The following is a 25,787-nucleotide window of genomic DNA, read 5'->3' as shown; positions in this document are numbered from 1 at the left end:
GTCAGGGGCTGCATCGTGAATCCGTGAGGAACTTCACAGCAGGGCCGTTACCATTTGCTAAGAATACGTTATTAATGCTCGGGCGCAGGTCTTGCGTCCAAGTGCCCGTCGGCAGGGGAGAAACCGTGGGGCTCATCCCAAAAAGTCAGTCGCCGCTTGTAGGCGTCGACATCAGTTCGACTGCGGTAAAGCTTTTGCAGCTGTCCCGCAGTGGCAATCGTTTTCGCGTGGAACATTACGCTGTGGAACCTCTTCCGCCGAATGCGGTGGTGGAAAAGAACATCGTCGAAGTGGAGGCCGTAGGTGAGGCCATCCGCCGTGCGATGAACCGCTCGGGGAGCAAGGCCAAGCTGGCCGCTGCCGCCGTTGCCGGTTCGGCGGTGATCACCAAGGTGATCCCGATGCCGGCCGAGCTCGACGAGAACGACATGGAAGCCCAGATCGAGCTGGAAGCGGTCAACTACATTCCGTACCCGATCGAGGAAGTGAACCTGGACTTCGAGGTGATCGGGGCGATCCCGAACAACCCGGAGATGGTCCAGGTGCTGCTGGCCGCGTCGCGTTCGGAGAACGTGGAACTGCGCCAGTCGGCCCTGGAACTGGGTGGCCTGCAGGCCAAGGTGATGGACGTGGAGGCCTTCGCGGTCGAGAACGCCTACGCCCTGGTCGCCAGCGAGCTGCCGGTGTCCATCGACGGCGTGGTCGCGCTGGTGGACATCGGCGCCACCATGACCACGCTCAATGTCCTGCGCGGCGGCCGCAGCCTGTACAGCCGCGAACAGGTGTTCGGTGGCAAGCAGCTGACCGACGAGATCATGCGCCGTTACGGCCTGAGCTACGAGGAGGCCGGCCTGGCCAAGCGCCAGGGTGGGCTGCCGGAAAGCTACGAGATGGAAGTGCTGGAGCCGTTCAAGGAAGCCACGGTCCAGCAGATCAGCCGCCTGCTGCAGTTCTTCTACGCAGGCAGCGAGTTCAACCGCGTCGATCACATCGTGCTGGCCGGCGGCTGCGCCGTGCTCGGTGGCCTGCCGGAAATGGTCGAGGAACAGCTGGGCGTGCCGACCGTGGTCGCCAACCCGCTGGCGCAGATGACCCTGGGGCCGAAGGTGAACGCACATGCGCTGGCCCAGGATGCCCCCGCGCTGATGATCGCCACCGGTCTGGCGCTGAGGAGCTTCGACTGATGGCACGCATCAATCTATTGCCCTGGCGCGCCGAGCGGCGCAAGCAACGCCAGCGCGAGTTCTACGCAATGCTGGGCATGGCCGCGATCGGTGGCCTGCTGCTGTCGCTGGTGATCTGGTTCTATTACGACCGCCAGGTGAGCGGCCAGATGGACCGCAACGCCTATCTGGAAGCCGAGATCGAGAAGGTCAAGGAACAGAACAAGGAGATCGACCGCCTTGACGCGCAGAAGGAACGCCTGCTGGCCCGCAAGAAGGTCATTGAGGAACTGCAGGCCAAGCGCTCGCAGATGGTGCACCTGTTCGATGCGCTGGTGCGCACGATTCCCGATGGCCTGGTGCTGACCGCGCTGAAGCAGGAAGGCGACGTGCTGACCCTGGAAGGGCGCACCCAGTCCAACGCCCGTGTTTCGGCGTACATGCGCAACCTGGAAACGTCCGGCTGGATGACCAACCCGGAACTGTCGATCATCGAAGCGCGTGACCCCGAGAAGGACAAGGACGGCAAGACCGGCCCGGTTGCGGACATCAAGGCGCTGCCCTACGTGTTCGTGGTCAAGGTGAAGCTGCCGGCGCAGAGTGAGGAAGTGGCCGCTACGCCAGGCCTCAACGCCGATGGTTCGGTGGCAACGCCGGCGCCGCCCGCAGTGGCCCCGCTTGCCGCCGGCCCGGATGCAGCGGCGCCCGCCGCGCCGGCCGCAGGCCAGCCCGCTGCTGCTCCGGCTGCACCCGCCCCCGCCGCCGCTCCGGCCAACGCACCTGCTGCCACCCCGGCCGCGCCGAACCCGCCGGCAGCCCCGGCTGCCAAGCCTGCGCCGAAGCCCGAGGGCAGCCGCCTTGCACAGCCGCCGCAGGCCTTCAACGCCCCGCTGCAGGGGGATCGCGCATGAGCCAGAAAATCGATCTGAAGAACCTGGATTTCAACGACATCGGCAACTGGCCGCAGAAGGCCAAGATCGTCTTCTGCTCGCTGTTGGCGCTGGTGATCATGTTCGTTGCGTGGATGCTGCTGATCAGTGGCAAGCGCGAGGAACTGGCCGGCCTGGAATCAAAGGAAGTCGACCTGCGTGCCGAGTTCACCAAGCAGCAGGAACGCGCGGTGAACCTGGCGCCGCTGAAGCAGCAGCTGGCACAGATGGAACAGGTGCTGCAGCAGATGCTGCGGCAGCTGCCCAGCAAGACCGAAATGCCGGACCTGATCATCGACATTTCGCAGACCGCGTTGTCCAGCGGCCTGACCAACGAGCTGTTCGAGCCGGAGCAGGAGCAGGTCAAGGAGTTCTACGCCGAAAAGCCGATCAAGCTGCGCATGGTGGGCAGTTACCACCAGTTCGGTGCCTTCGTCAGTGGCGTGGCGTCGCTGCCGCGCGTGGTCATCCTGACCATGCACGACATCAACCTCAAGCCCAAGGACAAGACCAGCGGCAATGCCCGCAGCGGTGCGCTGGAGCTGTCCGGCACGGTCAAGACCTATCGCTATCTGGATGAGACGGAAGTGCAGGCGCAGCAGGCTGTCGCCGATGCCGAAGCGAAAAAGAAGAACGGCAAGGGGGGCAAGAAGTGATGCGCACGTACATCGCACGCAGTGCAGTGGCGTTGGCGGTCCTGTTGCTGGCCGCCTGTGGCCGCGGCGTGACCAGCACGCCGGGTGATGCGCCCAACCTTGAAAAGTGGGTGGAAGGCGAGCGTGCCCGACCGGCGCAGCCGCTGGAGCCGCTGCCGGTGATGCAGCAGTTCGAAACCTTCGAATACTCCGCACAGGGCCTGCGCGACCCGTTCACCGATGCCTGGACCAATCCGCAGCAGGGGAATGGCGGATTGCGTCCGGATCCGAACCGGCGCAAGGAGCCGTTGGAAGGCTTCCCGCTGGATGCACTGGACATGGTCGGTACCATCGGCACCGGCGCCGCTACCGTGGCGCTGGTGATGGGGCCGGACAAGGTGACCTACCGGGTACGCCCGGGTGGGTACCTGGGGCAGAGCGACGGGCGGGTCACGGCGGTCTTCGAAGACCACGTGGAGCTGATCGAACTGGTGCCGGATGGCGCGGGCGGCTGGCTGGAACGGCCGGCAACGCTCTCGCTTGAAGATCAATGATCGTTTACTGGGGATAGCACGATGACCTTTCACCAAGCCAAGGGGCTGCGTCCCATCCGGCGCTCTACCTTGAACCGTGTCAGCGCGTTGGGAGTCGCGCTGATGCTGGCCTGCGCTCCGGCGCTGGCCGCCGCACCGGCCGAGAAGCCGGTGGGCGCCACCGTGGCTCCGGCGGCAGCGCCGGCCGGCCTGTCGGTGGCCAAGATCGATTTCAAGCGCGGCGATGATGGCGCCGGGCGCCTGATCGTCCAGTTCGACGGCCAGGGCGCGGTGCCGGATCTGCGTACGCAGGGCAACAGCGTGGTGGTCGATGTCGGTAACGCCCGGCTGCCGGCCAACCTGCAGAAGCCGATGAACGTTACCGACTTCGCCACGCCGGTGCAGCGCATCGACGCCAAGCCGTCCGGTGCCGGTACGCAGCTGGTGCTCAGTACCGGTGGCGCGGTGGAGTCGCTGGCCTACCAGAGCGGCAACGAGTACGTGGTGGAGATCAGCCCGCGGCAGGCGCCCGCCGCGGTGGGCGCGGTTACCGCCGGCAGCGTCACCCAGGCCGCCAAGGCGGTGGGGCAGCGTGGCTTCACCGGCAAGCCGGTGACCTTCAACTTCCAGGACGTGCCGGTGCGCACCGTGCTGCAGTTGATCGCCGAGGAATCCAATCTCAACGTGGTGGCGTCCGATTCGGTACAGGGCAATGTGACCCTGCGCCTGGTCAACGTGCCGTGGGACCAGGCGCTGGACATCGTGCTGCGCGCCAAGGGCCTGGACAAGCGTCGCGATGGCAGCGTGATCTGGGTCGCTCCGCAGGCTGAGCTGGCCAAGTTCGAGCAGGAGAAGGAAGACGCGCGCATCGCCATCGAGAACCGCGAAGACCTGGTCACCGATTACGTCCAGATCAACTACCACAGCGCCACGCAGATCTTCAAAGCGCTGACCGAGGCCAAGGGCATCGGCGGCGGTGGTGGTGGCGGCAATGGCGGTGGCGGCGGTTCGTCGCAGGAAGACAGTGGTTTCCTGTCCTCGCGCGGCCGTATCGTGGCCGACGAGCGCACCAACACGCTGATGATCAGCGACATCCCGAAGAAGATCGCGCGCATGCGTGAGCTGATCGGCGTGATCGACCGTCCGGTTGACCAGGTGCTGATCGAAAGCCGTATCGTCATCGCTACCGATACCTTCGCCCGCGAGCTGGGTGCGAAGTTCGGCATCAGCGGCAGCCGCGACAACGTGTACTTCAGCGGCAGCCTGGATGCCAATGCCGAAACCCGCAAGTCGCAGGTCGATACGGCGCAGGCCAACGCCAAGGCGATTCGCGAGTGGCAGGCCGGCGGCAGCGTCGGCCCGGCGCCGATTCCCAGCGGCCCGACCATCAAGCGCGGCCTGAACTGGAACCTGCCGGTGGCCGCAGCCAACAACCCTGGCTCGCTGGCGCTGTCGATCCTCAACGCAGGCTACCTGCTGGACGTGGAGCTGTCGGCCATGCAGGAAGAGTCGCGAGGCGAGGTGATCTCCAACCCGCGCGTGGTTACCACCAACCAGCGCGAGGCGATGATCAAGCAAGGCAAGGAAATCGGCTACGTCACCATCAGCGGCACCGGTGCTGCCGGTGGCGCCGGCTCCACCCCGAATGTGCAGTTCAAGGAAGTGGTGCTGGAACTGCGGGTGACCCCGACCATCACCAACGACAACCGCGTGTTCCTCAACATGCAGGTGAAGAAGGATGAGGTCGACCGCCTGATCGAACTGCAGGGCTACGGCACGGTGCCGTCGATCAACCGCCGCGAGGTCAACACCGCGGTACTGGTCGAGGATGGGCAGACCGTGGTCATCGGTGGCGTGTACGAGTTCACCGACCGCAGCAGCATCAGCAAAGTGCCGTTCCTGGGCGACGTGCCGTTCCTGGGCAACCTGTTCAAGAAGCGCGGCCGCAACAAGGACAAGGCCGAGCTGCTGGTGTTCGTCACGCCGAAGGTGCTGCGCGTGGCCAAGCAGAACTGAGCCCGCGCCACCCGCGCAACGCAGAAGGGCCGCCATGCGCGGCCCTTCTGCGTTTCCACCCGTAGATCCACGCCATGCGTGGATGGGCCGTTCAGCCGTTCTTGATGCCAATCGCAGGGCACCCTGCGATGATGTCGGGAACCCGTGCCGTCCCGCGCCGGTCAAAGGCCCCCATGAACCTGCCACCGCCGATGCCCGAAACCGTCTCGCCGCCGCCCGCGCCGGCCGCCTCCCGCCTGCATGGCGCCTTCACCCAGCTGGGCGATGCCCTGTCGGCCGAGATCGTCGGCCAGGCGGCACTGGTCGAACGCCTGCTGATCGCGCTGCTGGCCGATGGCCACCTGTTGGTGGAAGGCGCTCCGGGCCTGGCCAAGACCACGGCGATCCGTGCGCTGGCCTCGCGCCTGGAGGCGGATTTCGCCCGCGTGCAGTTCACCCCGGACCTGTTGCCGGCCGACCTGACCGGCACCGAGATCTGGCGCCCGCAGGAGGGCCGCTTCGAATTCGTACCCGGCCCGATCTTCCACCCGATCCTGCTGGCCGATGAAATCAACCGCGCGCCGGCCAAGGTGCAGTCGGCGCTGCTGGAAGCGATGGGCGAGCGCCAGGTCACCGTTGGCCGCCACACCTACGCGCTGCCGCCGCTGTTCCTGGTGATGGCCACGCAGAACCCGATCGAGCAGGAAGGCACCTTCCCGCTGCCCGAAGCACAGCTGGACCGGTTCCTGATGCATGTACGCATCGGCTACCCGGACCAGGCCGCCGAATCGGAGATCCTTCGGCTGGCCCGCGACCGCGCCCGTGGCGCGCTGGGCGAAGCCGCACCGGCGGCGGAAAAGCTGCCGATGCAGGATGTGTTCGATGCCCGCCGCGAAGTGCTGGACCTGCACATGGCGCCGGCGCTGGAACGCTACCTGATCGAGCTGGTGCTGGCCTCGCGTGATCCGCCGCGCTATGACGCTGGCCTGGGCCGCCGCATTGCCTGGGGCGCCAGCCCGCGCGGTTCCATCGCACTGGAACGCTGCGCGCGTGCGCGCGCCTGGCTGGCCGGCCGCGATTTCGTCACCCCTGATGATGTGCGTGCGGTCGCTGCTGACGTGTTGCGCCATCGCGTGCTGCCCAGCTACGAAGCCACCGCCGAAGGCTGGGACGGCGAACGCCTGGTGCAGGAACTGTTGGCCCGGGTGCCGGCACCCTGAGCCTGCGCATGGCCGATCCATCCCTGCACCACGCCTCTTCCGTCAGCGACGGTGACGGGCTGCGCCCGCAGCTGGCCGAACTGGTAGCGCTGCGCCGCCTTGCACAGCGACCGCCGCCGCCACGCCGTGGCCGCGCCGGCAACGCGGGGCAGGCGCCGTCGCCGCTGCGTGGGCGTGGCATGGAGTATGCCGAGTCACGCGAGTACGTGGCCGGTGATGATGCGCGCCATATCGACTGGCGGGTGACCGCACGCACCGGTCGTGCCCACACCAAACTGTTCCAGGCCGAACGCGAGCGGGTCAGCCTGATCGTGGCCGATACCTCGCCGGCGCTGTACTTCGGCACCCGCGTGCGCTTCAAATCGGTGCAGGCCGCACGTGCCGGTGCTGTCGCCGCGTGGTCGGCACAGCGTCGTGGTGATCGCATCGGCGCCCTGCGTGGCAGCGACCGTGAACCACCGATCGCACCGGCAGGTGGCCCGCGCGGCGTGCTGCGCGTGCTGGATGCGCTCACCCGGTGGTATGCGCAGCCACCGGCCGATGACCTTGGCCTGGAGCGCGCGCTGGACCATGCCGGTCGCGTCCTGCGCCCGGGTGCACGCGTGCTGGTGCTGGCCGACCCGCAGCAGGCCATCCGTATTCCGCCTGCGCGCTGGAGTGCGCTGGCCCAGCACCATGACCTCAGCCTGGTGCTGCTGGTCGATCCATTGGAACTGCAGCCTCCATCGGCTGCGCTGCAGTTCCAGACCCTGCAGCAGCGCATCGGCCTGGACCTGCGGCGCAGCGAGGTGCAGGCCCATTGGCAGGCCCACTTCGTCGAACCATTGCAGGAACTGCGGCGCCAGCTGGGGGCGCGCCGTGTCGATGTGCAGGTGCTGTCCACCGATGCGCCCAGCGATGCCTGGCTGGCACCATCGCCCACCGAGGTGCCGGCATGAGTGCCAACCTGCCGCTGCGCGACGTCCAAGTGCCACCGCCTCCGTCGTGGTGGCCACCGGCGCCGGGCTATCTGATGATCGGCGGTGGGGTGCTGCTGTTGCTGGCGGCGATGGCCTTCGTGTGGTGGCAGCGCCGCCGACGCTGCCAACGCTGGTTGCAGCTGTTCGATCAGGAGCTGGCAACCACCGCCGATGCGGCTGCAGAACTGGCGGCGATTGCAGGACTGCTGCGTCGCGCCGCGCGCCAGGCACAGCCCGGCAGTGAATCCCTGCGCGATGATGCCTGGTGGCAGCGCGTGGATCCGGAAGGCACGCTGCCCGCGGCGCGTCGCAGCCTGCTGGCCGAAGGTGCCTATCGCCCACGCGTGGACGCCAACGATGTGGCGGCGCTGCGCAGCTGGGCGCGCGAGCGCTACCTGGCCATGCTGCTGGAGCGGCGCCGATGAACCTGCTGGCAAGTTACTGGCCATGGCCGGACCTGCAGCTGGCATGGCCGCTGGCCCTGCTGGCGCTGCCGTTGCCGTTGCTGGTGCACTGGTGGAAGCGTCGTGCCGATCCCGGCGCAGCACTGCGCGTGCCCTATGCGGCGACGGAACTGGAAGCGCTGGCCGGTGGCGGCCGCGTTGATGTGTCGTGGCTGCGCACGCTGCTGTTGTGGCTGGGCTGGTGCGCGCTGTGCGTCGCACTGGCACGCCCGCAACAGCTGGGCGAAGCAATCACCCCGCCGCAGCAGGGCCGGCAGATGATGCTGGCGATGGACGTGTCCGGCAGCATGGGCGAGGGCGACATGGTGCTGGGTGGACAGGCGGTGGATCGCCTGACCGCAGCCAAGGCCGTGTTGGCCGATTTCCTGGATCGTCGTGCCGGCGACCGCATCGGCCTGCTGATCTTCGGCGACCGCGCTTACACGCTTACGCCGCTGACGGCCGATCTGGCCAGCGTGCGCGACCAGCTGCGCGACAGCGTGGTTGGCCTGGCGGGTCGCGAGACGGCCATCGGTGATGCCATCGGCCTGGCGGTGAAGCGCCTGCGCAGCCAACCCGAAGGCCAGCGCGTATTGATCCTGCTGACCGACGGCGTCAGCAACGCCGGCGTGCTGGAACCGCTACGCGCGGCGGAGGTGGCCCGCGCCGAGGGCGTGCGCATCCACACCGTCGCGTTTGGTGGCGATGGCAGCATGCGCCTGTTCGGTATTCCCATTTCCGCCGACCAGGACCCGGTCGACGAGACCACGTTGAAGAAGATTGCCAGCATGACCGGTGGCCAGTTCTTCCGCGCGCGTGACACCGCGCAGCTGGCCGGGATCTACGCTGAACTGGACCGGCTGGAGCCGATCGCCGCGAAGGGGCCGAGCCTGCGCCCGCGCGAAGAACGTTATGCCTGGCCATTGGGGGTGGCGTTGCTGCTGGGCGTGCTGGCGTGGCTGTGGCCGGAGCGTCGCCGATGATCGCGCTTGCTTCGAATCTTCCCGATTGGAATGCGCTGCACTTCCTGCGCCCGGAATGGCTGTGGGCCTTGCTGGCTTTGCCGGTCATTCTTGCACTGGCGCTGTACCGGCAGCGGCGCAGCGATGTGTGGCGAACAGCGGTGGATGCCCACCTGTTGCCGCATCTGCTGGCCGCGGGCACGCGCCGCCGCGTACGCCTGCCCTGGGCCGTGCTGCTGGGCTGGACGCTGGCCTCGCTGGCCATGGCCGGGCCGAGCTGGCGCCAGCAGGCACAGCCGATGTTCCAGGCCAGCGCACCGCTGCTGGTCGTGCTGGATCTGTCCAGCCGGATCAATGCCACCGACCTGCCGCCGTCGCGCCTGCTGCAGGCCCGGGCGAAAGTGGGTGATCTGCTGCGTGCCCGCCAGGGCGGACAGGTGGGCCTGGTGGTCTACGCCGAGGATGCCTACACCGTGGCGCCACTGACCGACGACGGCAGCAACGTTGCGCTGTATCTGGACGCGTTGTCGCCGGATGTGATGCCACGCGACGGCCAGCGTGCCGACCGCGGTATCGACTGGGCGACGCGGTTGATGCGCCAGATCGGGGCATTGCGGGGGCAGATCCTGCTGGTCAGCGATCAGGCGGATGATGAAGCGGCACTGGCCGCCGCGCAGGCGCGCAGCCTCGGCCTGCAGGTGTCGGTACTGGGCCTGGGCACATCTGCCGGTGCGGCGTACCGGGATGGCAGTGGGCAGATCCGCCAGGCGACGCTGGATGAAGGCAGCCTGCGTGCGGTGGCTACGGCCGGTGGTGGCCGCTATGTCCGCATCGCCGCCGATGCCAGTGATCTGCGCGCACTGGGTGTACTGGATGCACGCGAAGGTACTGCGGCGCAGCGGCCCGGGGAGGGCAAGCAATGGCGTGATGAAGGGTTCTGGCTGCTGCCACCGGTGATGCTGCTGGCGCTGCTGGCCTTCCGCCGCCGCGCGCTGCTGGTGGCAGTGCTGGCGGTGGGTCTGCTGCCATGGATGAGCGACGTGCAGGCGCAGGCGCCTGCCGCGCCCGCCGCACCGCCAGCGCAGGGCACGCTGTGGAAACGCGCCGACCAGGTGCAGCACCAGCGCTTGGCCGAAGGTGCGCAGGCGTACCGCAATGGCGATTTCGCCAGTGCCCGCAAGCAGTTCGAGGGCATCGACAGCGATGCGGGCTGGTACAACCTGGCCAATGCACTGGCCCGCCAAGGCCACTACGACGAAGCCATTGCCGCCTACGACCGCGCGCTGGCGCTGCATCCCGGCATGGCCGATGCGGTCGCCAACCGTGCCGTGGTCGATGCCGCGCGCAAGCGCAAGCAGTCCGGTGGCAAAGGCCAGGATCAGCAGAAACCACCGCAGAACGGGCAGCAGAAGCCACCGCAGAACGGCCAGGGGCAGCAGAATCCGCAGGGCCAGAAGCCGCAGCAGGGCCAGCAGGATCCTGGCCAGGGCCAGCCGCAACCGGGCCAGCAGGGGCAGCCCAAGCCCGGTGACGACAAGAACCCGTCGAGCCCGCAGCCCGGCGAGCGCGGCCGCGATGGACAGCCGGCGCCACCACAGGTGGAGGATGCCAAGGCACAGGCCCGGGCCGATGAGCAGCAGCGCCAGCGCATGCAGCGGGCAATGCAGCAGGCACGTGAGGGCAAGGGCGAACAGGACGGCAAGCCCGTGCCCGGCAGCGACGGCAGCACTGCGCGCCAGCGCGAGGAGCAACAGGCGGTGGAGGCGTGGATGCGACGCGTGCCGGATGATCCGGGTGCATTGCTGCGGGCCAAGTTCCAGCTGGAAAACCAACGCAGGAAGAGGGAAGGGCGATGACGCGGGCGATCAACATGCACAGGCACTGGCCCCGACAGGTACTGGCGGCGTTGCTGCTGTGGCTGCCGCTGCTGGCCTGGGCGCAGCCGCGCGCGTGGCTGGACCGCGACCGCATCGCGTTGGGTGACACGGTCATGCTCAATGTCGAGAGCGACCAGGGCGCGCCGGACTTCACGTCGTTGCGTACCGACTTCAATCTCAGCGGCCAGACCAGCAGCCGTCAGGTGGAGTGGAGCAATGGCAGCATGCAGCAGCGCACTCTGTATGGCGTGGCACTCACGCCGCGGCGTAGCGGTGCGCTGGTGGTGCCGGGCCTGCAGGTGGGCAGCGTACGTACTGCGCCGTTGACCCTGCAGGTGGATGCCGCTGCCGTGGCCGGCCCCGACAGCAACGCAGTGGCCTTCATCGAAACCGTCGTCGATGACGAGACGCCGTATGTGCAGCAGAGCGTAGGCGTGGTGGTGCGGTTGTATTTCGCTTCGCAGCTGGCCTCCGGCGAACTGGTGCTGGATACCCCGGCCGGTGCGTCGTTGCAGCGGGTGGGCGATGACCGCACCGATGTGCGGCAGGTCAATGGCCGCCGCTACAACGTGGTCGAGCGGCGCTTCCTGCTGATTCCTGAGCGCAGCGGTGCACTTCGGCTGGCCGGTGCGCGTTTCAGTGGGCGCAGTGCCGGTGGCTTCTTCGACGACTTCTTTGGCGGCGGCGACGGGCGGATGAATGCCACCGGCGCCGACCGCACGTTGCAGGTTCAGGCACAGCCGGCACAGGCGCCGCAGCCGTGGCTGCCGCTGCAGGGCCTGCAGCTGCGCTACACCAGTGCACCGACCAGCGCACGTACCGGTGAGGCGGCCAACGTGGTGGTCGAGGCGATTGCCGACGGTGCCACCCGCGCGCAGTTCACCGACCTGCCGGTGCCCGACGTCGGCAGCGCCGCACAGGTGTTCGCCGAACCGGCGCAGTACGAAGAGAGCTTCAACGGCAGCACGCCGCGCCTGAAGATCACCCGCCGTTATTCGATCGTGCCGCGCCAGCCGGGTTCGCTGGTGGTGCCGGGGCCGCGCCTGCCGTGGTGGGATGTTCGTGCGGGCAAGCCACAGGAAGCGAAGCTGCCGGACCTGACACTCGCCGTCGCAGCCGGTAATGGCGGTGGCAGTGCTTCACCTGCGCCGCTGCCGCCGATCGACACAGATGCTGCGCTGCCGGGGGGCGATGGCCAGGACAGCCGTATCGCGGCCACCGATCCGCGCGCCAGCGGCCTGGCCGAGCGTCCGTGGCCATGGATGGGCGCCGCTATCGGCCTGGCGCTGCTGTGGCTGCTGACCCTGCTGTGGGGCTGGCAGCGTGGCCGTCGCCCGCGCGTGGCGCCGCCTGAGGCGGGCAGGGGGGCTGTGGCGACTGGACGTGCCGGCCTGGCCGAACTGCGCCGCGCGCTGGATGGCGAAGGCTTCGATCAGGTAGAAGCTCAGCTATGCGCGATGGCCGGCGTTGAACGCATCGAGCAGGTCATCGCCCGGTTGGATGACCCGGCCCAGCGCCAGGTGCTGCAGGACCTGCAACAGGCCCGCTGGGGCGGGCAGGGTGATCTGGCGCCGCTGCGCACGCGCCTGCGCGGGGTCTTCCGTGACGGACCGCACTGGTCGGCGGCGGCGATCACCGCTGACACTGGCCTGGCGCCGCTGTATCCGCCGCGGCGAACCTGAACCGGCGCCGCTTGCGCGCTTTGTTAGAGTGCATTCATTTTTCGAGGAAACCCGCGCATGACAGCAGCTGCTGCCGACAAGAAGAAGTTGCCCCTGCATTGGAAGATGGGCATCGGCTTTGCGATCGGCCTGATCCTGGGATTGATCGTGCACGCCCTGGGCGGCAGCGTCGAAGGTCTGCAGGCCGGTGCCAAGTGGGTAATGGACTACGTCACCACCCCGGCTTCGGGCCTGTTCCTCAACCTGATCTTCATGCTGATCGTGCCGCTGATCTTCTCGGCGCTGATCATGGGCGTGTCGGAGATGGGCGACATCCGCGCCCTTGGCCGCATCGGCTGGAAGACCCTGGCCTATACCGTGCTGTTGTCCGGCATTGCCGTGGGCATCGGCCTGGTGCTGGTCAACCTGCTCAAGCCGGGCGCCGGCGTCGATCCGCAGGTCGCCGCCATGATGCTTTCGGAGAACGCCGAGCGCAGCAAGGAAATCGTTGCCGGCATCCATGGCACGCCGAAGGGCATGGACATGCTGTTGTCGATCGTGCCGAGCAACGTGCTGCAGGCCGCGTCCGACAACGGCGCGATCCTGTCGCTGATGTTCTTCGCGCTGATGTTCGGCATCGGCATGGTGTTGACCGACGACGAGAAGGTCGCCCCGCTGCGCCGCGCCATCGAAGGCGTGTTTGAAATCTCGATGACCCTGATCAACCTGGTCATCCGCCTGGCCCCGTACGCGGTGGCCTGCTTCATGTTCAACCTGGCCGCACTGTTCGGCTTCGAGCTGATCATCCGCCTCGGTGCCTACGTGGGCGTGGTGGTGCTGGCGCTGGGCCTGCACATGATCGTGACCTACGGCACCGCCGTGTGGCTGTCCGGCCGTTCGCCGCTGTCGTTCTTCCGCGATACCCAGGAAGCGACGGTGATGGCGTTCTCCACCGCCTCCAGCAACGCCACCCTGCCGACCGCGCTGCGCGTGGCCGACCAGATGGGCCTGCCGCAGCGCGTGTCGCGCTTCGTGCTGACCGTGGGCGCCACCGCCAACCAGAACGGCACTGCGCTGTTCGAGGGCGTGACGGTGATCTTCCTGGCCCAGTTCTTCGGCGTGGACCTGAGCATCGGCCAGCAGATCATGGTGATGGCGGTCTGCATCCTCGGTGGCATCGGTACCGCTGGCGTGCCATCCGGCTCGCTGCCGGTGGTGGCGATGATCTGCGCCATGGTGGGCGTGAACCCGCTGGGCATCGGCCTGATCCTGGGCGTGAACCACTTCCTGGACATGTGCCGTACCGCACTGAACGTGACCGGCGACCTGGCCCTGACCACCCTGGTGGCCAAGGGCGAAGGCCACGATGGCCCGGCGCTGGGCCCGCAGCAGGACTGAGTCCGGATTCCCGCCCCCGGACTCCGGGGGCGGGTAGTGCCGGCCGCTGGCCGGGTACGCGTCATCGCATGCGCGCTGCCGCTCCCACGTTCCGCGATGCGAATCGTAGGCCCCCCTTACCGGCCTCCACACCCCCGCGCCTAGGGCGCAGCCCCCGGACTCCGGGGGCTGTAGTGCCGGCCGCTGGCCGGCAACTTCATGATCTTCATTGAATTCTGCGCACTTGGCGGCCAGCGGCCGGCACGACCGGACAAGGTGAACCGACCCCCCGCCCGGCGACTATGGGACAATAGGCCGCCCGCACGTCCGCGGCCGCCTCCCGATTCCGACAGAACCATGACGCAGCCTACCCGTCGCCAGTTGGCCAACGCCATCCGCTTCCTTGCCGCCGATGCGGTTGAAACCGCAAAGTCCGGCCACCCCGGCATGCCCATGGGCATGGCCGACATCGCCGAAGTCCTCTGGAACGACTACCTCCGCCATAACCCGAGCAACCCGCACTGGTTCAACCGCGACCGTTTCGTGCTGTCCAACGGCCATGGTTCGATGCTGCAGTACGCGCTGCTGCACCTGAGCGGTTACGACCTGCCGATCGAGCAGCTCAAGTTGTTCCGCCAGCTGGGCAGCCACACCGCCGGCCACCCGGAGCGCCATGAGACCCCGGGCGTGGAAACCACCACCGGCCCGCTGGGCCAGGGTTTCGCCAACGCCGTGGGCTTCGCCCTGGCCGAGAAGCTGCTGGCACAGCGCTTCAACCGCCCGGAGCTGGAAGTGGTCGACCACCGCACCTGGGTGTTCATGGGCGATGGCTGCCTGATGGAAGGCGTGTCGCATGAAGCGGCGTCGCTGGCCGGTACCTGGGGCCTGCACAAGCTGGTCTGCTTCTGGGACAACAACCACATCTCCATCGACGGCAACGTCGAGGGCTGGTTCACCGACAACACCCCGGAGCGTTTCGAAGCCTATGGCTGGAACGTGGTCCGTGACGTCGATGGCCACGACCCGGAAAGCATCAAGGCCGGCATCGAGGCCGCGCTGTCGCAGAGCGACAAGCCGACCCTGATCTGCTGCCGCACCACCATTGGTTTTGGTTCGCCGAACAAGGCGGGCAAGGAATCCAGCCACGGCGCACCGCTGGGCAAGGACGAACTGGAAGCCACCCGCAAGCAGCTGGGCTGGGAATACGGTCCGTTCGAGATCCCGCAGGCGATCTACGACGGCTGGCGCGCCAATGGCGCCGGCACCCTGCGCCAGGCCGAGTGGGAACAGCTGTTCGACAAGTACGCCAGCCAGTACCCGGGCGAGGCCGCCGAACTGACCCGTCGTTCGCACGGCGAACTGCCGGCCGACTTCGTTGCCAAGGCCGATGCCTACATCGCCCAGGTGGCGGCTGAAGGCCCGACGATCGCCTCGCGCAAGGCCTCGCAGCTGGCCATTGAAGCCTATGCTCCGCTGCTGCCGGAAATCGTCGGCGGCTCGGCCGACCTGGCGCACTCCAACCTGACCCTGTGGAAGGGCAGCAAGTCCGTTGCCAGCGACGACGCCAACGCCAACTACGTGTACTACGGCGTGCGCGAGTTCGGCATGACCGCCATTGCCAATGGCCTGGCCCTGCACGGTGGCTTCATTCCGTTCGACGCCACCTTCCTGGTGTTCAGCGACTACGCTCGCAACGGCGTGCGCATGAGCGCGCTGATCCCGGCCCACGCCATCCACGTCTATACCCACGACTCGATCGGCCTGGGCGAAGACGGCCCGACCCACCAGCCGGTGGAGCACCTGGCTTCGCTGCGCTACATCCCGAACAACGACGTGTGGCGTCCGTGCGATGCGGTCGAGTCGGCAGTGAGCTGGAAGGCCGCGATCACCCGCCAGGACGGTCCGAGCTGCCTGGTGTTCAGCCGCCAGAACCTGCCGCACCAGCCGCGCAACGCCGAGCAGATCGCCCAGATCGAGCGCGGTGGCTACGTGCTGGCCGATGCCGCCGGTACCCCGGACGTGATCCTGATCGCCACTGGTTCGGAAGTGTCGCTGGCAACCGAAGCCAAGGCCCAGCTGGACGCGGCCGGCCTCAAGACCCGCGTGGTCTCGATGCCGTCCACCGACGTGTTCCTGCGCCAGGATGCGGCCTACCGTGAATCGGTGCTGCCAAATGCCGTGCGCAAGCGCGTGGCCGTGGAAGCCGGCGTGACCGGTTTCTGGCGCCAGTTCGTCGGCCTGGACGGCGCGGTGGTCGGTATCGACACCTTCGGTGCCTCGGCGCCGGCCGACCAGCTGTACAAGCACTTCGGCATCACCACCGCCCACGTGGTGGAAGCGGCCAAGTCGCTGTAAGCAGCATCGCAGCGTGATGCAGGAAAGGCCGGCGCAAGCCGGCCTTTCTCGTTTTCCTGGGTAGATCCACGCCATGCGTGGACGAGAAAAGGGGACGGCGTGTTCCGCCCGACGGCGCCGCTGTCGCGTTGGCCTCTTCATCTGGCCTGCGTTCCTTGCGAAAAGGAGAGTCTGCCGAGACAACCTCAATAGTAAAAATGGTCAACAAGCGCGGCGCAGAAACCTATACTGGATTTGCGGAGTGTAAGGTGTGGCCTTACACTGGTGCTGCATGATCGTCAGCTTCAGGCATAAGGGCCTGAAGGCGCTCTATGAGCGGGGCGACATTTCCGGAGTCCGTGCCGATCATGTGGCTCGGTTGCGGCGTTTGCTTCTGCAGTTGGATCAAGCCCGGCTGCCTGGAGACATGGGGCTGCCCGGAAATCGCCTGCATCCCCTGCACGGAAGCTATAGCGGCTACTGGGCTGTGAATGTCTCGGCGAGTTGGCGATTGGTGTTCCGCTTTCGTGGGCTCGACGTCGAACTGGTCGATTACCTTGATTACCACTAGGAGTCTGCTCGATGCCGTTGCATGATCCGCCGCATCCAGGAGAATCGCTGCGCGAAGACATCCTGCCGGCGATCAGCATGTCCATCAGTGCGCTGGCGCAGCACCTTGGTTATTCCCGTGGACAGCTGTCGACCATCATCAACGGGCACGCCGGCATCTCTGCTGAACTCGCGTACCGTCTTGAACTTGCGGGCCTCGGCAGTGCTCGTATGTGGCTGGCGATGCAGGCGGCCTATGACCTGTGGCAGGTCGAGCATCGAGAGCATCCGCCCATTGCCCGCCTGTATCTTGAGGATGCAGTGAGGATAGAGCGGTAGATCCACGCCATGCATGGATGAAAAAGGGGACGGAGGGGATCAAGTCGTCTGTGCATGAACGACTTGATCCCCTCCGTCCCCCTTTCTCAGGCAGTGCGTGCCAGCGCCAGGCGCAGCAGTCGCGCGTCCAGGCGCTCTGCGAAATCCGTCGGGGCCTGTAGACCCATGCGCTGCAGGTACACCGCATCGCCGTCGCCGGCCGGTTGCCGCAACGCTGCCCAGACGGTACGCAGCTTGTCGCCGCGGGTCTGCGTGTTGGCCTTCAGCCAACCCAGCGCTTTCACCAGCACCTGCTCGATCTCGTTGAAGTCGCTGCCCAACGGATAGTCCGGCAGGCTGCCATCGGCGCGGAACGGTGCCAGCGCTGCCGCCAATGCCTGCGGCGTATTGCGCTGCAGGCGCACCGGGTGCGGTTGCGCGGTCGCCAGCAGCTTGCGCGCGGCATGTGCCTGCTGCAGCAGATCGCCCTGGAACGGGGCTTCGGTGATCGCGGTCATCGCATGCACGCAGTCCTCGTCGGTCAGACCTCGCAGGTCGGCGATGCCGTACTCGTTCAGGTAGATATCGCGCAGGTGGCGCGGGATGGTGGTGTGCCCGTAGTTCCAGCGCACGTTGGATTCGCGGCGGCCCTTGTCATCGCGCGCGGCGCGGAACATCAGCACGCTGCGCGCTTCCGGCAGGGCATGTGCCATCGCCACGAAGTTGTACTGGCCGCCCACGCCGGATACCACGCGGCCATCGTCCAGCGCGTCCGACACCGCCGCGCCCAGCGCGGTGGCCATCATGCAGGAGTTGAAGAAGCGCGCATGGCGGCGCTGCAGGCGTTCCAGCGTTTCGTTGCCGCCGTACAGCTGGTTGATCTCGCTGATGCGGCGCATGCCGATCGCGCGGCATTCGTCTTCCGGCAACGTGCGCAGCCATTCGTAGAATTCCGGCGAGCCCAGGTAGAACGCGCCGTGCAGGTACTCACCCTCGGCGGCCAGGGTGGCGTGGTCGATCGACAACGTGCTGCCGTTCTCGATGCGCTGCATCAGCGCCAGGTCGTCGTGCACCTTGCGCTTGATCACCCCGGTCTGCACCAGCCGGCGGAAGCCCTCGTTGAGCATCTCGCTGCAGCCGTACAGGCCGACCTCGAACGGATCCAGCCCGCCGATCTCCTGCACCAGCGGGTGGCTGGCCAGCTGCGGATCCAGCGCGTGCAGCACGCGGCGGTAGCGCGCGTTGTCGGTGTGGCGCAGCACAAGCGCATGGCTGAGTGCATCGGCCAGCGTGCCGATACCGATCTGCAGGGTGCCGCCGTCGCGCACCAGCGTGCTGGCGTACAGGCCGATGGCGTAGTCGGCATCGCCGACCGGCTGCCGCGGCAGCCCGAACAGCGCCGGGTACGGTGGTGGCGGAGTGATCACCAGATCGAAGAACGACACATCGACCGTTGCCGAGCCGCCCAGATAGGGCAGCTGCGGATCGATCTCGGCGATCATCAATGGGCGCGGCAGGCCGCGCGCGGTCATCGCATCCAGCGTGTCCTGGGTAATGTCGTTGTTGCACGACAGGGAAAGCCGGCGGTCGTTCGGGCGCATCGCCACCTTCTGCACGATCACCTGCGGTGCGCGCTGCGCCACCGCGTCGGCGGCATGGGTGTAGTTCAGGCTGGTATAGCTGGATTGTGCCTGCCGCGACCCGAGCAGGGCGCCGGACTGCATGTAGAACTCTTCCACCTGCACATGTGCCGGCAACGCGTCGCGCGCGATCGCATCGGCATAGGCCAGGCGCGGGAAATCGTCGCCGAAATGGCGCTGCGCGAACGGCGCCAGGAAGCGCGCTTCCAGACCGTTGCCGCGCGCCTTCGGCGGGTTCAGCGACAGTGCGGTATACAGCTGCAGCGGCCGCGAAGGGTCGTGCTCGACGCGTGCGTAGAGGGCATTGAGCAGCCGGTGCGGCTTGCCCAGTGCCAGCGGTGCCCCGATCCGCAGCGGCCCGTCCACGCGCGCAAACAACCAGTCGACGGCGGCGTCCAGGTCGGTGAGGTGTTCGGTCATGCGGGGCGGTCCTGCGTGTGGGGGAGTGCGGGCATTACAGCATGTCGGGCTTGAACCGCCGTCGACGCGAGACTTCCGCGCCGGACACCATGAACTGCCCATCGCCGCGGTAATGCACCGTGCGCGGCAGCTTCGGCCGGGGCGCGACGTGGGCGCGCACGATTTCCCAGATGAACAGGTTGCTCGATGCCACCTGGCTGTCGTCGTACAAGCGGCATTCGAAGTTCGAGTGGCATTGCCCGACCAGTGGCGCGCCGACCTCGCGTGCGGGCAACGCGTCGAGCCCGAACCGGGCGAACTTGTCGACCTCGCGGCCGCTGCAGTTGCCGATGTCGACCACGGTATCGAGCAGCTCCACGCCGGGTACGTTGATCACGCACTCGCCACTACTGACGGCCAGTGCATGGCTGTGGTTTTCATTCCACAGGTAGGTGGCGACCAACGACGGCGAAAAGCCCATCACCATGTGCCAGCCCATCGTCATCAGGTTGCGCTGGCCCTGCCACGCGGTACTGACCAGCACGATCGGGCCGGGTTCGAGGAAGCGGCGCGCCTGCTCGACCGGGAAATCCTTCTTGGGCAGCGCTTTCATCCGGGGCCTGGGGCGGGAGGAATCGATGCTGGCGCAGCCGGGATGAACCCGGAGTCGAGGGGCTTGACAGATGATTCGATTACGCGCGTAATCGAGATGTCGATTACGGATGTAAACCATGACCCCGATCAGCGAAGCCGAAGCCGTTGTGATGGAGGTGCTGTGGCAGCAGGCACCACGGAGTGCCGATGACGTGGTGGCCGCGCTGGCCCATCGCGACTGGGCCGAGCCGACCATCAAGACCCTGCTCAACCGCCTGCTGACCAAGGGCGCGATTGCCGCCGAGCGCGATGGACGACGCTATCTGTACCGGCCTCTGCTGCAGCGCCAGGCCTGGGTGGAGGCGCAGAGCCAGGACTTCATCGGGCGCGTCTTCGAGGGCCGCGTGGCGCCACTGGTGGCGCACTTCAGCGAACGTGGGCAGCTGAGCGCGCAGGACATTGCCGAACTGAAGAAGCTGATCCAGGAGCTGGACCATGACTGAGCTGCTCGACGGACTGTGGCAGGCCAGCCTGTGGCTGGCGGTGGGCGTGATCCTGCTGGCAGTAATGCGACCGCTGCTGGTGCGGATGGGCGGTGCGGGGCTGGCCTACCGCAGCTGGTGGCTGCTGCCGATGCTGCTGGTGGCACTGATGCTGCCGTTGCCGCAGGTTGCGCTGTTGCAGCAGGTGCCCACGCTGCCACTGAAAGTGATGCCCGGTGCGCTTGATAGCGTGGCCGGGCATTCGCTTTCATGGGCCGGGCTGTTGTTCACGCTGTGGGCACTTGGCGCGGGTATCTGCCTGCTGCGCGACCTGCACGCACAACGTCGTTTCGAACGGCGGATGGGTCCCCTGACGCCGCGCACCGATGGCAGCTGGCAGGCCAGCGGCGATCCCGGCCTGCCCGCGCTGGTGGGCCTGTGGCGGCCGCGCATCGTGGTCGGCCCGGCATTCGACCAGCAGTTCAGTGCACAGGAGCAGGGCCTGATCCTGCAGCACGAGCGCAACCACCGTCGCAACGGCGATCACTGGGCCAACGGCGCTCTGCTGCTGGCGCGCGTGGTGTTCTGGTTCCACCCGCTGCTGCCATGGGCCGCACGCCGCTTCCTGCGCGATCAGGAACTGGCCTGCGATGCCCGCACCATCGGTCCGCAGCCTGCGCTGCGCGGCCTGTATGCCAGCACGCTGCTGAAGGCGCAGCTGGTCCACCCGGTTGCGCCCGCGGTTTGCCATTGGCGCAGCCAACCCGTGTTGAAGGAGCGTATCGCCATGTTGAAGCAGTCCAAGCGGAAGGCATTGCCGTGGGTGTCCGGGCAGGTGCTGGTGGTCGGGTTGTGTGTGGGCATGGGGGCGGTGGCATGGGCCAGCCAGGGCGGTGCGGCCGGTGGCACCCGGATCGGTGTCGAGCCGTTCGAACATGCGCAGGACGATGCGGCCAAGGTGGGGTTGGACCGGCCGATCCAGGTGGACAAGATGCCGCCGCCGTCCTATCCGAAGTCCGCCGTCGAGCAACGCCAGGTAGGCGTGGTCAATCTGCGCATCGAAGTGGATGCACAGGGCCATCCGACCGATGTGCGGGTACTCAGTGCGACCAATCCGGGGGTGTTCGACGCCGTCTCCGTCGCCGCCGCGCGCAGCTGGACCTATCGTCCCGCGGTGAAGAACGGCAAGCCGGTGGCCGGTGCCGTACGCATTCCGATCACCTACGCCATGGATGACACCGAGGACGCGAAGTGAAGTCCGCGCCGCTGTTGATGATGGCAGCGCTGCTGGTGGGGTGTGCAACCCAGGATCGCCTGACCACCGTCGATACCCGCAGCGAGAATGTCGGTCACCAGCGGCTGCAGCCGCAGGCGGGCGGCGACAGTGGGCAGCTGCAGGTGTATTCGCTGGGTGCGACCGAGGGCTACCGGATGCCGCAACTGTACGCGGCACCGGACCCGGAGGTCGGGGATAGCGACCCGCGCGCGGAACTGGCGCCGACCACCATCTGCCTGCAGGTGGTGGTTGATGCCAATGGCGCCGTGGAGCGAAGCCTGCCATTGACCGATCGTCCGGAGTGCGCGGCAGGGGCTGCACGCGAGAACGCGCCCCTGCTGCAGGCTGCGCAGGAAGCCGTGGCGATGTGGAAGTACTCGTCCGCAGCGGTCTGCCACTTCGCGGCCGGCAAGGTGCCTGCCGACCGCGGCGACTGCCGCGGCGCCGAGCGCGTCGAGCCGGTAGCGGTCACCCTGCAATATGCCTTCACCTTCGAGATCGTGAAGGGCCAGCACGTGGTGCGCACGCAGGGAAAATGATCGCTCGCGATGACCGGGGTAGCGCCGGGCCATGCCCGGCGGGCGCAGCGGCGTGGATCAGGCCCCGCCCTGGATGTTGGCCTTCACTGCGGGCTGCATCAGCTTCGGTTCTTCCAGCGTCGCATCGCGGGCCTGGCGCACGCTGACGAACTCTGCCTCGGCTACGCCGTCGTGCACGTGGATGTTGTGCGCGCGCTGTTCGCCGATGGTGGTCTCGTTGGCGAACCCGCGGCCACCCGGGCCGTAGTCGTGGCAGACGAATACGCGCGTCGCATCGGGCAGGGCCAGCAGACGCTGGATCGAGCGGTACAACTGCGCGGCATCGCCGCCCGGGAAATCGCAGCGGGCGGTGCCGCCATCGGGCATGAACAGCGAGTCGCCGGTGAACAGCGCATCGTCGATCAGATAGGCGATGCTGTCGCTGGTGTGGCCGGGCACGGCGATCACCTGGCAGCGCAGTTCACCCAAAGCGAACGTCTCGCCATCGCTGAACAGGTGGTCGAAGATCTCATCGGCCGCGGGAAGCTGCAGGCCATAGCGCGGTGCGAACGTGGCCTGCACCGCGCGGATACCTTCACCGATGGCCAGCGTGGCCTGCGGGAAGCGCTGCTTGAGCCGACGCCCCGCCGACACATGGTCGGCGTGGGCGTGGGTTTCCAGCAGCCAGCGCAGCTGCAGGCCCTGCTGTTCGATGGCCTGCAGCACGTCGCGCAGCGGTGACTCGCTGCTGGCGTCGGTGTCCGGGTCGTAGTCCAGGACCGGGTCGATCAGCGCTGCCTCGCCACTTGCCGGGTCGCTGACCAGATAGCTGAAGGTGTTGCTGTCACGGTGGAAGAACGACTGCACCTGGACCGACATTGGAACGCTCCTCAGCGCGTGCCGAGCACGCGGTTCAGCAACTGCGCCAGGTTCTCACCGGCCAGTCGCAGCTGCGCTTCGGCCAGCGGCCGATAGCGCTCGGTGTATTCGTCACCGATTTTACGCGTGGCCGGATAAACGCCAGCTTGCATGGAAATGCGGCAGCTGGCCTCGGCCCACGTCTGCGGGTCGCGCTGCGGGTTGGACTGGCGCGCCAGCTTCGGCGCGCGCTGGCTCTGCAGTACCGGCAGATAGCCGGCATCGTCCAGCTTGCGGGCGTTCAGCATGCCGCTGTCCCACAGCGAATGCAGGTTGGTACCACGGTTGCCGAACTGCAGCTGGAAATCGTTGCCGCCCTTGTCATGGGCGTAGCCGGCGTGCATCGGCTGGTGGATGTCACCCACCAGGTGCACGACGAACTTCAGCGCCTGCAGGCGCTCGCCGTCGGTCAGGCTGCGGTCGCCGAGGATGGCACTCTGTGCTTTCAGTGCCTCGACAATGCAGTTGCCGCTTTTGCAGTGCTTCGGTGCTTCGTAGTGGCAGTTGTCTTCGGCGATGTTGACGTAGTGCCAACCGGCCGAGCGACGGCCCAGGCCGGGGTCCTTGGCGCGCAGCTGATCGGCCCAGGGCGCGATGCTGGCCAGGGTGGCGTCTGGCTCGGTGGCCAGCAGACGGTCCACTTCGGCGCGGGCGGCGGGGTTGAGGCGGGCGTCGGCGACTTCGGCAACCAGGCGGTGGCCTTGTGCGCCCCAGGCATGGGCCGGGGCGGAAGCGGACAGCAGGGCCGGCGCCAGGGCGGCGGCGAGGAACAGGGAGTGCAGGGCTTTCATGCGCACATTCTAGCGGGCCTCGGCAGGCCCGGGCTTGATCACGCCTGGTGTTCGCCACGCGGCCTTGATGCGGCGGCCGCTAGGGTGGCCCGTGCACATGCGGGGAGGGGCCGATGGCGATCACGGACAGGCGCATCATGGCCGGGCATCCCGATGACGACGGGTTCGCTGCCGCGTTCGATGCCCAGGTGGTCTGGCGCATGCGCTGGGCCTGCGCCGTGGCCGGGGCGTTCTCGCTGGGCTTTGCCGTGCTCGATACCTACTGGTTGCCGCCGGACGTGCACGCGCCGGTGCTGCGCTGGCGGCTGGGCGTTCTGCTGCCGGCACTGCTGCTCGGCGTCGCGCTGACCTTCGTGCCGGTGCTGCGGCGCCACCTGCAGTGGCTGGGCGGCAGCGTCGTGCTGGTCAGCGGGCTGGCGCTGGTGACCATGATCTGGACCGCGCACCGTGCCGGCGTGGACTACCCCTACGAAGGCATCAGCCTGTTCCTGTTGTTGAACTACTTTCTGTGCGGGCTGCGCTTCGGGGTAGCGACGCTGACCGGAACCCTGATCGCGCTGGCCTTCGTGCTGGCCGAGCTGCAGGTGGGCCGGCACTGGGCGCAGATGCTGCAGAGCGTGATGTTCGTGCTGGCCAGCAACCTGGCCGGCATTGTCGGCAGCTACATTTCCGAACGGCAGGCGCGTGCAACGTGGCGGGCCGAGCAACGCCTGGATGCATTGGCCAACCACGATGGGCTGACCGGCCTGCTGAACCGGCGCGCCTTCGATCGCCAGGCCAACCAGATCTTCCAGCGCTATCTGCGTACACCGCATGCGCGTGGCGCACTGCGCATCGCCATGATCGATATCGACTACTTCAAGCGCTACAACGACCACCACGGCCATCCCGCCGGTGACACCGTGCTGCATGCGGTGGCGACGACCCTGGCTGCTCAGCTGCGTGGTAGCGACTCGGTGGTGGCACGCTACGGCGGGGAAGAGTTCGTGGCGCTGGGGCACTGGGCGCCGGGACAACCGGAATCAGCGCCGTTCGAGCAGCTTCGGCAAGAGGTGCAGGCGCTGGCGATCGCACATGCCGATTCGGATGCGGCCCCGGTGGTGAGCGTGAGCATCGGTGTGGCACGCTGGCATGACGATGGTGGCGATACGCTGGAACAGGCATTGGCGCGGGCCGATGCAGCGCTGTACCGCGCCAAGGAAGGCGGCCGCAACCGGGTGGAAGTGGCGCCGGATCAATAATCGACTGAAAGGCGGCCCGTTCATGCTTCTGTAGAGCCGAGCCATGCTCGGCTGATCTTCTTCGGGTACCTGCGCGCTCCGCGCGATAGCCGAGCATGGCTCGGCTCTACAGAAGAGCGCGCCTCTGCATGATTTCCAAAAAAAAGCCCCGGCAAAGACCGGGGCAACATGCTGCGAGGGTTTTGCGTTCAGCGGGGGAGCGGGGGGAAGCCCCCGCGCCCGGCACACGCTTAGAACTTGAAGACGTACGACGCGCCGTAGACCAGCGGATCGATGTTGACTGTGCCGATCTTCTCGCCGTTCAACTTCACCTTGCTGTCGATGTCGATCCAGCGCATGTCCACGCGCAGGGCGCCCTTCTCGCCGATCGCGAAGTCGATGCCGGCATGCGCGGCCAGGCCCCACGAATCCTGCAGCTTCAGCTTGCTGCCGGCCAATGCGCCGGTGGTGTCTTCGCTGAAGAAGGTCGTGTAGTTCACGCCGGCGCCGACGAACGGCGAGACCTTGCCCTTGCTGTTGAAGTGGTACTGCAGGGTCACCACCGGCGGCAGCTGCTTGGTGCTGCCCACGCGGCCCAGGCCGTTGATGTTGATGTCGTGCTTGAACGGCAGCGCGGCCAGCACTTCGATGCCCAGGTTGTCGGCGATGAAGTACTCGCCGGTGATGGTCGGCTTGACGTCGTTGTCGACGTCGACCTTCAGGGTGTGGCCGGCCAGCCAGCCGTTGTTCGACTTCGGCGCCACCTGGTGGACGCCGGCCGAGACGGTCCAGTCACGCTTGGACTGGGCCATGGCCGGGGCGGCGGCGAGGGACAGGGCAGCGGCCAGGCCGGCCAGGATCAGGGGGGAGGTCTTGCGCATGGGGGTGATCTCGTTGCTGGGTGGATGGCGACAGTCTCGGCCTCACGCCGCGCTAACGCTTTGATCCGGATCAAATCCTGTCCGCCCGCCCTCTGGCGCGGGGGCTGGCCCAC

General features: G+C 67.3%; 24 protein-coding genes. 19 read left to right on the top strand and 5 right to left on the bottom strand.

The features are described from left to right. Positions 1-125 precede the first annotated feature (125 nt). From AC5P8J_RS09310 to AC5P8J_RS09240, 15 genes are all read left to right on the top strand, one after another. Complete coding sequence (locus tag AC5P8J_RS09310) at positions 126-1,184, top strand: pilus assembly protein PilM (protein ID WP_005410860.1); 1,059 nt, start codon at positions 126-128, stop codon at positions 1,182-1,184. Continuing rightward, positions 1,184-2,074 carry a PilN domain-containing protein gene (locus AC5P8J_RS09305; protein ID WP_021203697.1) on the top strand — a complete coding sequence of 297 codons (891 nt, stop codon included), beginning with the start codon at positions 1,184-1,186 and terminating at the stop codon, positions 2,072-2,074. The genes AC5P8J_RS09310 and AC5P8J_RS09305 overlap by 1 nt, the downstream gene beginning before the upstream one ends. Continuing rightward, positions 2,071-2,748 carry a type IV pilus inner membrane component PilO gene (locus AC5P8J_RS09300; protein WP_019659993.1) on the top strand — a complete coding sequence of 226 codons (678 nt, stop codon included), beginning with the start codon at positions 2,071-2,073 and terminating at the stop codon, positions 2,746-2,748. The genes AC5P8J_RS09305 and AC5P8J_RS09300 overlap by 4 nt, the downstream gene beginning before the upstream one ends. Beyond that, entirely contained in the window at positions 2,748-3,281 is a 534-nt protein-coding gene (locus AC5P8J_RS09295) for a pilus assembly protein PilP (protein WP_019659994.1), read from the top strand. Before AC5P8J_RS09300 ends, AC5P8J_RS09295 begins: the two co-directional genes overlap by 1 nt. A gap of 21 nt (positions 3,282-3,302) precedes the next feature. After that, positions 3,303-5,276: a type IV pilus secretin PilQ gene (locus AC5P8J_RS09290; RefSeq protein ID WP_111098865.1), complete on the top strand. Its 1,974-nt coding sequence runs from the start codon at positions 3,303-3,305 to the stop codon at positions 5,274-5,276. A 173-nt stretch (positions 5,277-5,449) separates the two neighbouring features. Further along, entirely contained in the window at positions 5,450-6,475 is a 1,026-nt protein-coding gene (locus tag AC5P8J_RS09285) for an AAA family ATPase (RefSeq protein WP_227854442.1), read from the top strand. A gap of 8 nt (positions 6,476-6,483) precedes the next feature. Next, on the top strand, positions 6,484-7,413 hold the full coding sequence (locus tag AC5P8J_RS09280) for a DUF58 domain-containing protein (RefSeq protein WP_227854441.1): 930 nt from the start codon (positions 6,484-6,486) through the stop codon (positions 7,411-7,413). After that, positions 7,410-7,859, top strand: coding sequence for a DUF4381 family protein (locus AC5P8J_RS09275; RefSeq protein ID WP_019659998.1), 450 nt, complete (start codon positions 7,410-7,412; stop codon positions 7,857-7,859). The genes AC5P8J_RS09280 and AC5P8J_RS09275 overlap by 4 nt, the downstream gene beginning before the upstream one ends. Further along, the gene (locus tag AC5P8J_RS09270; protein WP_227854440.1) at positions 7,856-8,860 is read left to right on the top strand and encodes a vWA domain-containing protein; all 1,005 of its coding nucleotides are present in this window, start codon (positions 7,856-7,858) and stop codon (positions 8,858-8,860) included. The genes AC5P8J_RS09275 and AC5P8J_RS09270 overlap by 4 nt, the downstream gene beginning before the upstream one ends. Then, positions 8,857-10,695, top strand: coding sequence for a vWA domain-containing protein (locus AC5P8J_RS09265; RefSeq protein WP_227854439.1), 1,839 nt, complete (start codon positions 8,857-8,859; stop codon positions 10,693-10,695). Before AC5P8J_RS09270 ends, AC5P8J_RS09265 begins: the two co-directional genes overlap by 4 nt. Next, complete coding sequence (locus tag AC5P8J_RS09260; RefSeq protein WP_227854438.1) at positions 10,692-12,398, top strand: BatD family protein; 1,707 nt, start codon at positions 10,692-10,694, stop codon at positions 12,396-12,398. The genes AC5P8J_RS09265 and AC5P8J_RS09260 overlap by 4 nt, the downstream gene beginning before the upstream one ends. 57 nt (positions 12,399-12,455) lie before the next feature. After that, the gene (locus tag AC5P8J_RS09255; protein ID WP_021203689.1) at positions 12,456-13,775 is read left to right on the top strand and encodes a dicarboxylate/amino acid:cation symporter; all 1,320 of its coding nucleotides are present in this window, start codon (positions 12,456-12,458) and stop codon (positions 13,773-13,775) included. A gap of 336 nt (positions 13,776-14,111) precedes the next feature. Beyond that, entirely contained in the window at positions 14,112-16,109 is a 1,998-nt protein-coding gene (gene tkt / locus AC5P8J_RS09250) for a transketolase (RefSeq protein WP_227854437.1), read from the top strand. Positions 16,110-16,380: 271 nt separating this feature from the next. Continuing rightward, entirely contained in the window at positions 16,381-16,659 is a 279-nt protein-coding gene (locus AC5P8J_RS09245) for a type II toxin-antitoxin system RelE/ParE family toxin (protein WP_010484073.1), read from the top strand. An 11-nt stretch (positions 16,660-16,670) separates the two neighbouring features. Beyond that, complete coding sequence (locus AC5P8J_RS09240; protein ID WP_021203687.1) at positions 16,671-16,976, top strand: HigA family addiction module antitoxin; 306 nt, start codon at positions 16,671-16,673, stop codon at positions 16,974-16,976. An 86-nt stretch (positions 16,977-17,062) separates the two neighbouring features. On the opposite strand, the gene AC5P8J_RS09235 is transcribed toward AC5P8J_RS09240, so the two are convergent. Both AC5P8J_RS09235 and AC5P8J_RS09230 read right to left on the bottom strand, forming a co-directional pair. Then, positions 17,063-19,015 (bottom strand): acetyl-CoA hydrolase/transferase C-terminal domain-containing protein, encoded by a 1,953-nt coding sequence (locus AC5P8J_RS09235; RefSeq protein ID WP_227854436.1) that lies wholly within the window; start codon positions 19,013-19,015, stop codon positions 17,063-17,065. A 34-nt stretch (positions 19,016-19,049) separates the two neighbouring features. Then, a complete protein-coding gene (locus AC5P8J_RS09230; protein ID WP_111098868.1) occupies positions 19,050-19,607 on the bottom strand; it encodes a flavin reductase family protein in 558 nt (185 codons plus the stop codon). Positions 19,608-19,725: 118 nt separating this feature from the next. Between AC5P8J_RS09230 and AC5P8J_RS09225 the strand changes: the two genes are divergently transcribed. Genes AC5P8J_RS09225 through AC5P8J_RS09215 form a run of 3 tightly spaced genes read left to right on the top strand, consistent with a single transcriptional unit; the run spans position 19,726 to position 21,885 of the window. Continuing rightward, positions 19,726-20,091 (top strand): BlaI/MecI/CopY family transcriptional regulator, encoded by a 366-nt coding sequence (locus tag AC5P8J_RS09225; RefSeq protein WP_010484077.1) that lies wholly within the window; start codon positions 19,726-19,728, stop codon positions 20,089-20,091. Continuing rightward, on the top strand, positions 20,084-21,325 hold the full coding sequence (locus tag AC5P8J_RS09220; RefSeq protein WP_478418896.1) for a TonB family protein: 1,242 nt from the start codon (positions 20,084-20,086) through the stop codon (positions 21,323-21,325). Before AC5P8J_RS09225 ends, AC5P8J_RS09220 begins: the two co-directional genes overlap by 8 nt. Next, positions 21,322-21,885, top strand: coding sequence for a hypothetical protein (locus AC5P8J_RS09215; RefSeq protein ID WP_111098870.1), 564 nt, complete (start codon positions 21,322-21,324; stop codon positions 21,883-21,885). The genes AC5P8J_RS09220 and AC5P8J_RS09215 overlap by 4 nt, the downstream gene beginning before the upstream one ends. Positions 21,886-21,942: 57 nt before the next feature. Here the strand turns inward: AC5P8J_RS09215 and AC5P8J_RS09210 are convergent, their stop codons facing one another. After that, the gene (locus AC5P8J_RS09210) at positions 21,943-22,743 is read right to left on the bottom strand and encodes an MBL fold metallo-hydrolase (protein ID WP_111103960.1); all 801 of its coding nucleotides are present in this window, start codon (positions 22,741-22,743) and stop codon (positions 21,943-21,945) included. Positions 22,744-22,754: 11 nt separating this feature from the next. Beyond that, positions 22,755-23,573, bottom strand: a complete 819-nt coding sequence (locus AC5P8J_RS09205; protein WP_111103958.1) for a S1/P1 nuclease — start codon at positions 23,571-23,573, stop codon at positions 22,755-22,757. A gap of 113 nt (positions 23,574-23,686) precedes the next feature. Here AC5P8J_RS09205 and AC5P8J_RS09200 point away from each other — a divergent pair, with 113 nt between their 5' ends. Next, complete coding sequence (locus AC5P8J_RS09200) at positions 23,687-24,814, top strand: GGDEF domain-containing protein (protein WP_021203680.1); 1,128 nt, start codon at positions 23,687-23,689, stop codon at positions 24,812-24,814. Between the two features lie 230 nt (positions 24,815-25,044). On the opposite strand, the gene AC5P8J_RS09195 is transcribed toward AC5P8J_RS09200, so the two are convergent. Then, positions 25,045-25,674: an OmpW/AlkL family protein gene (locus AC5P8J_RS09195; RefSeq protein WP_495216770.1), complete on the bottom strand. Its 630-nt coding sequence runs from the start codon at positions 25,672-25,674 to the stop codon at positions 25,045-25,047. Positions 25,675-25,787 lie beyond the last annotated feature (113 nt).

The organism is Stenotrophomonas sp. YJH_SMC_37, assembly GCF_059370035.1.
Note: the sequence above shows the minus strand (reverse complement) of the source record. Positions and strands in the feature narration are given on the sequence as shown.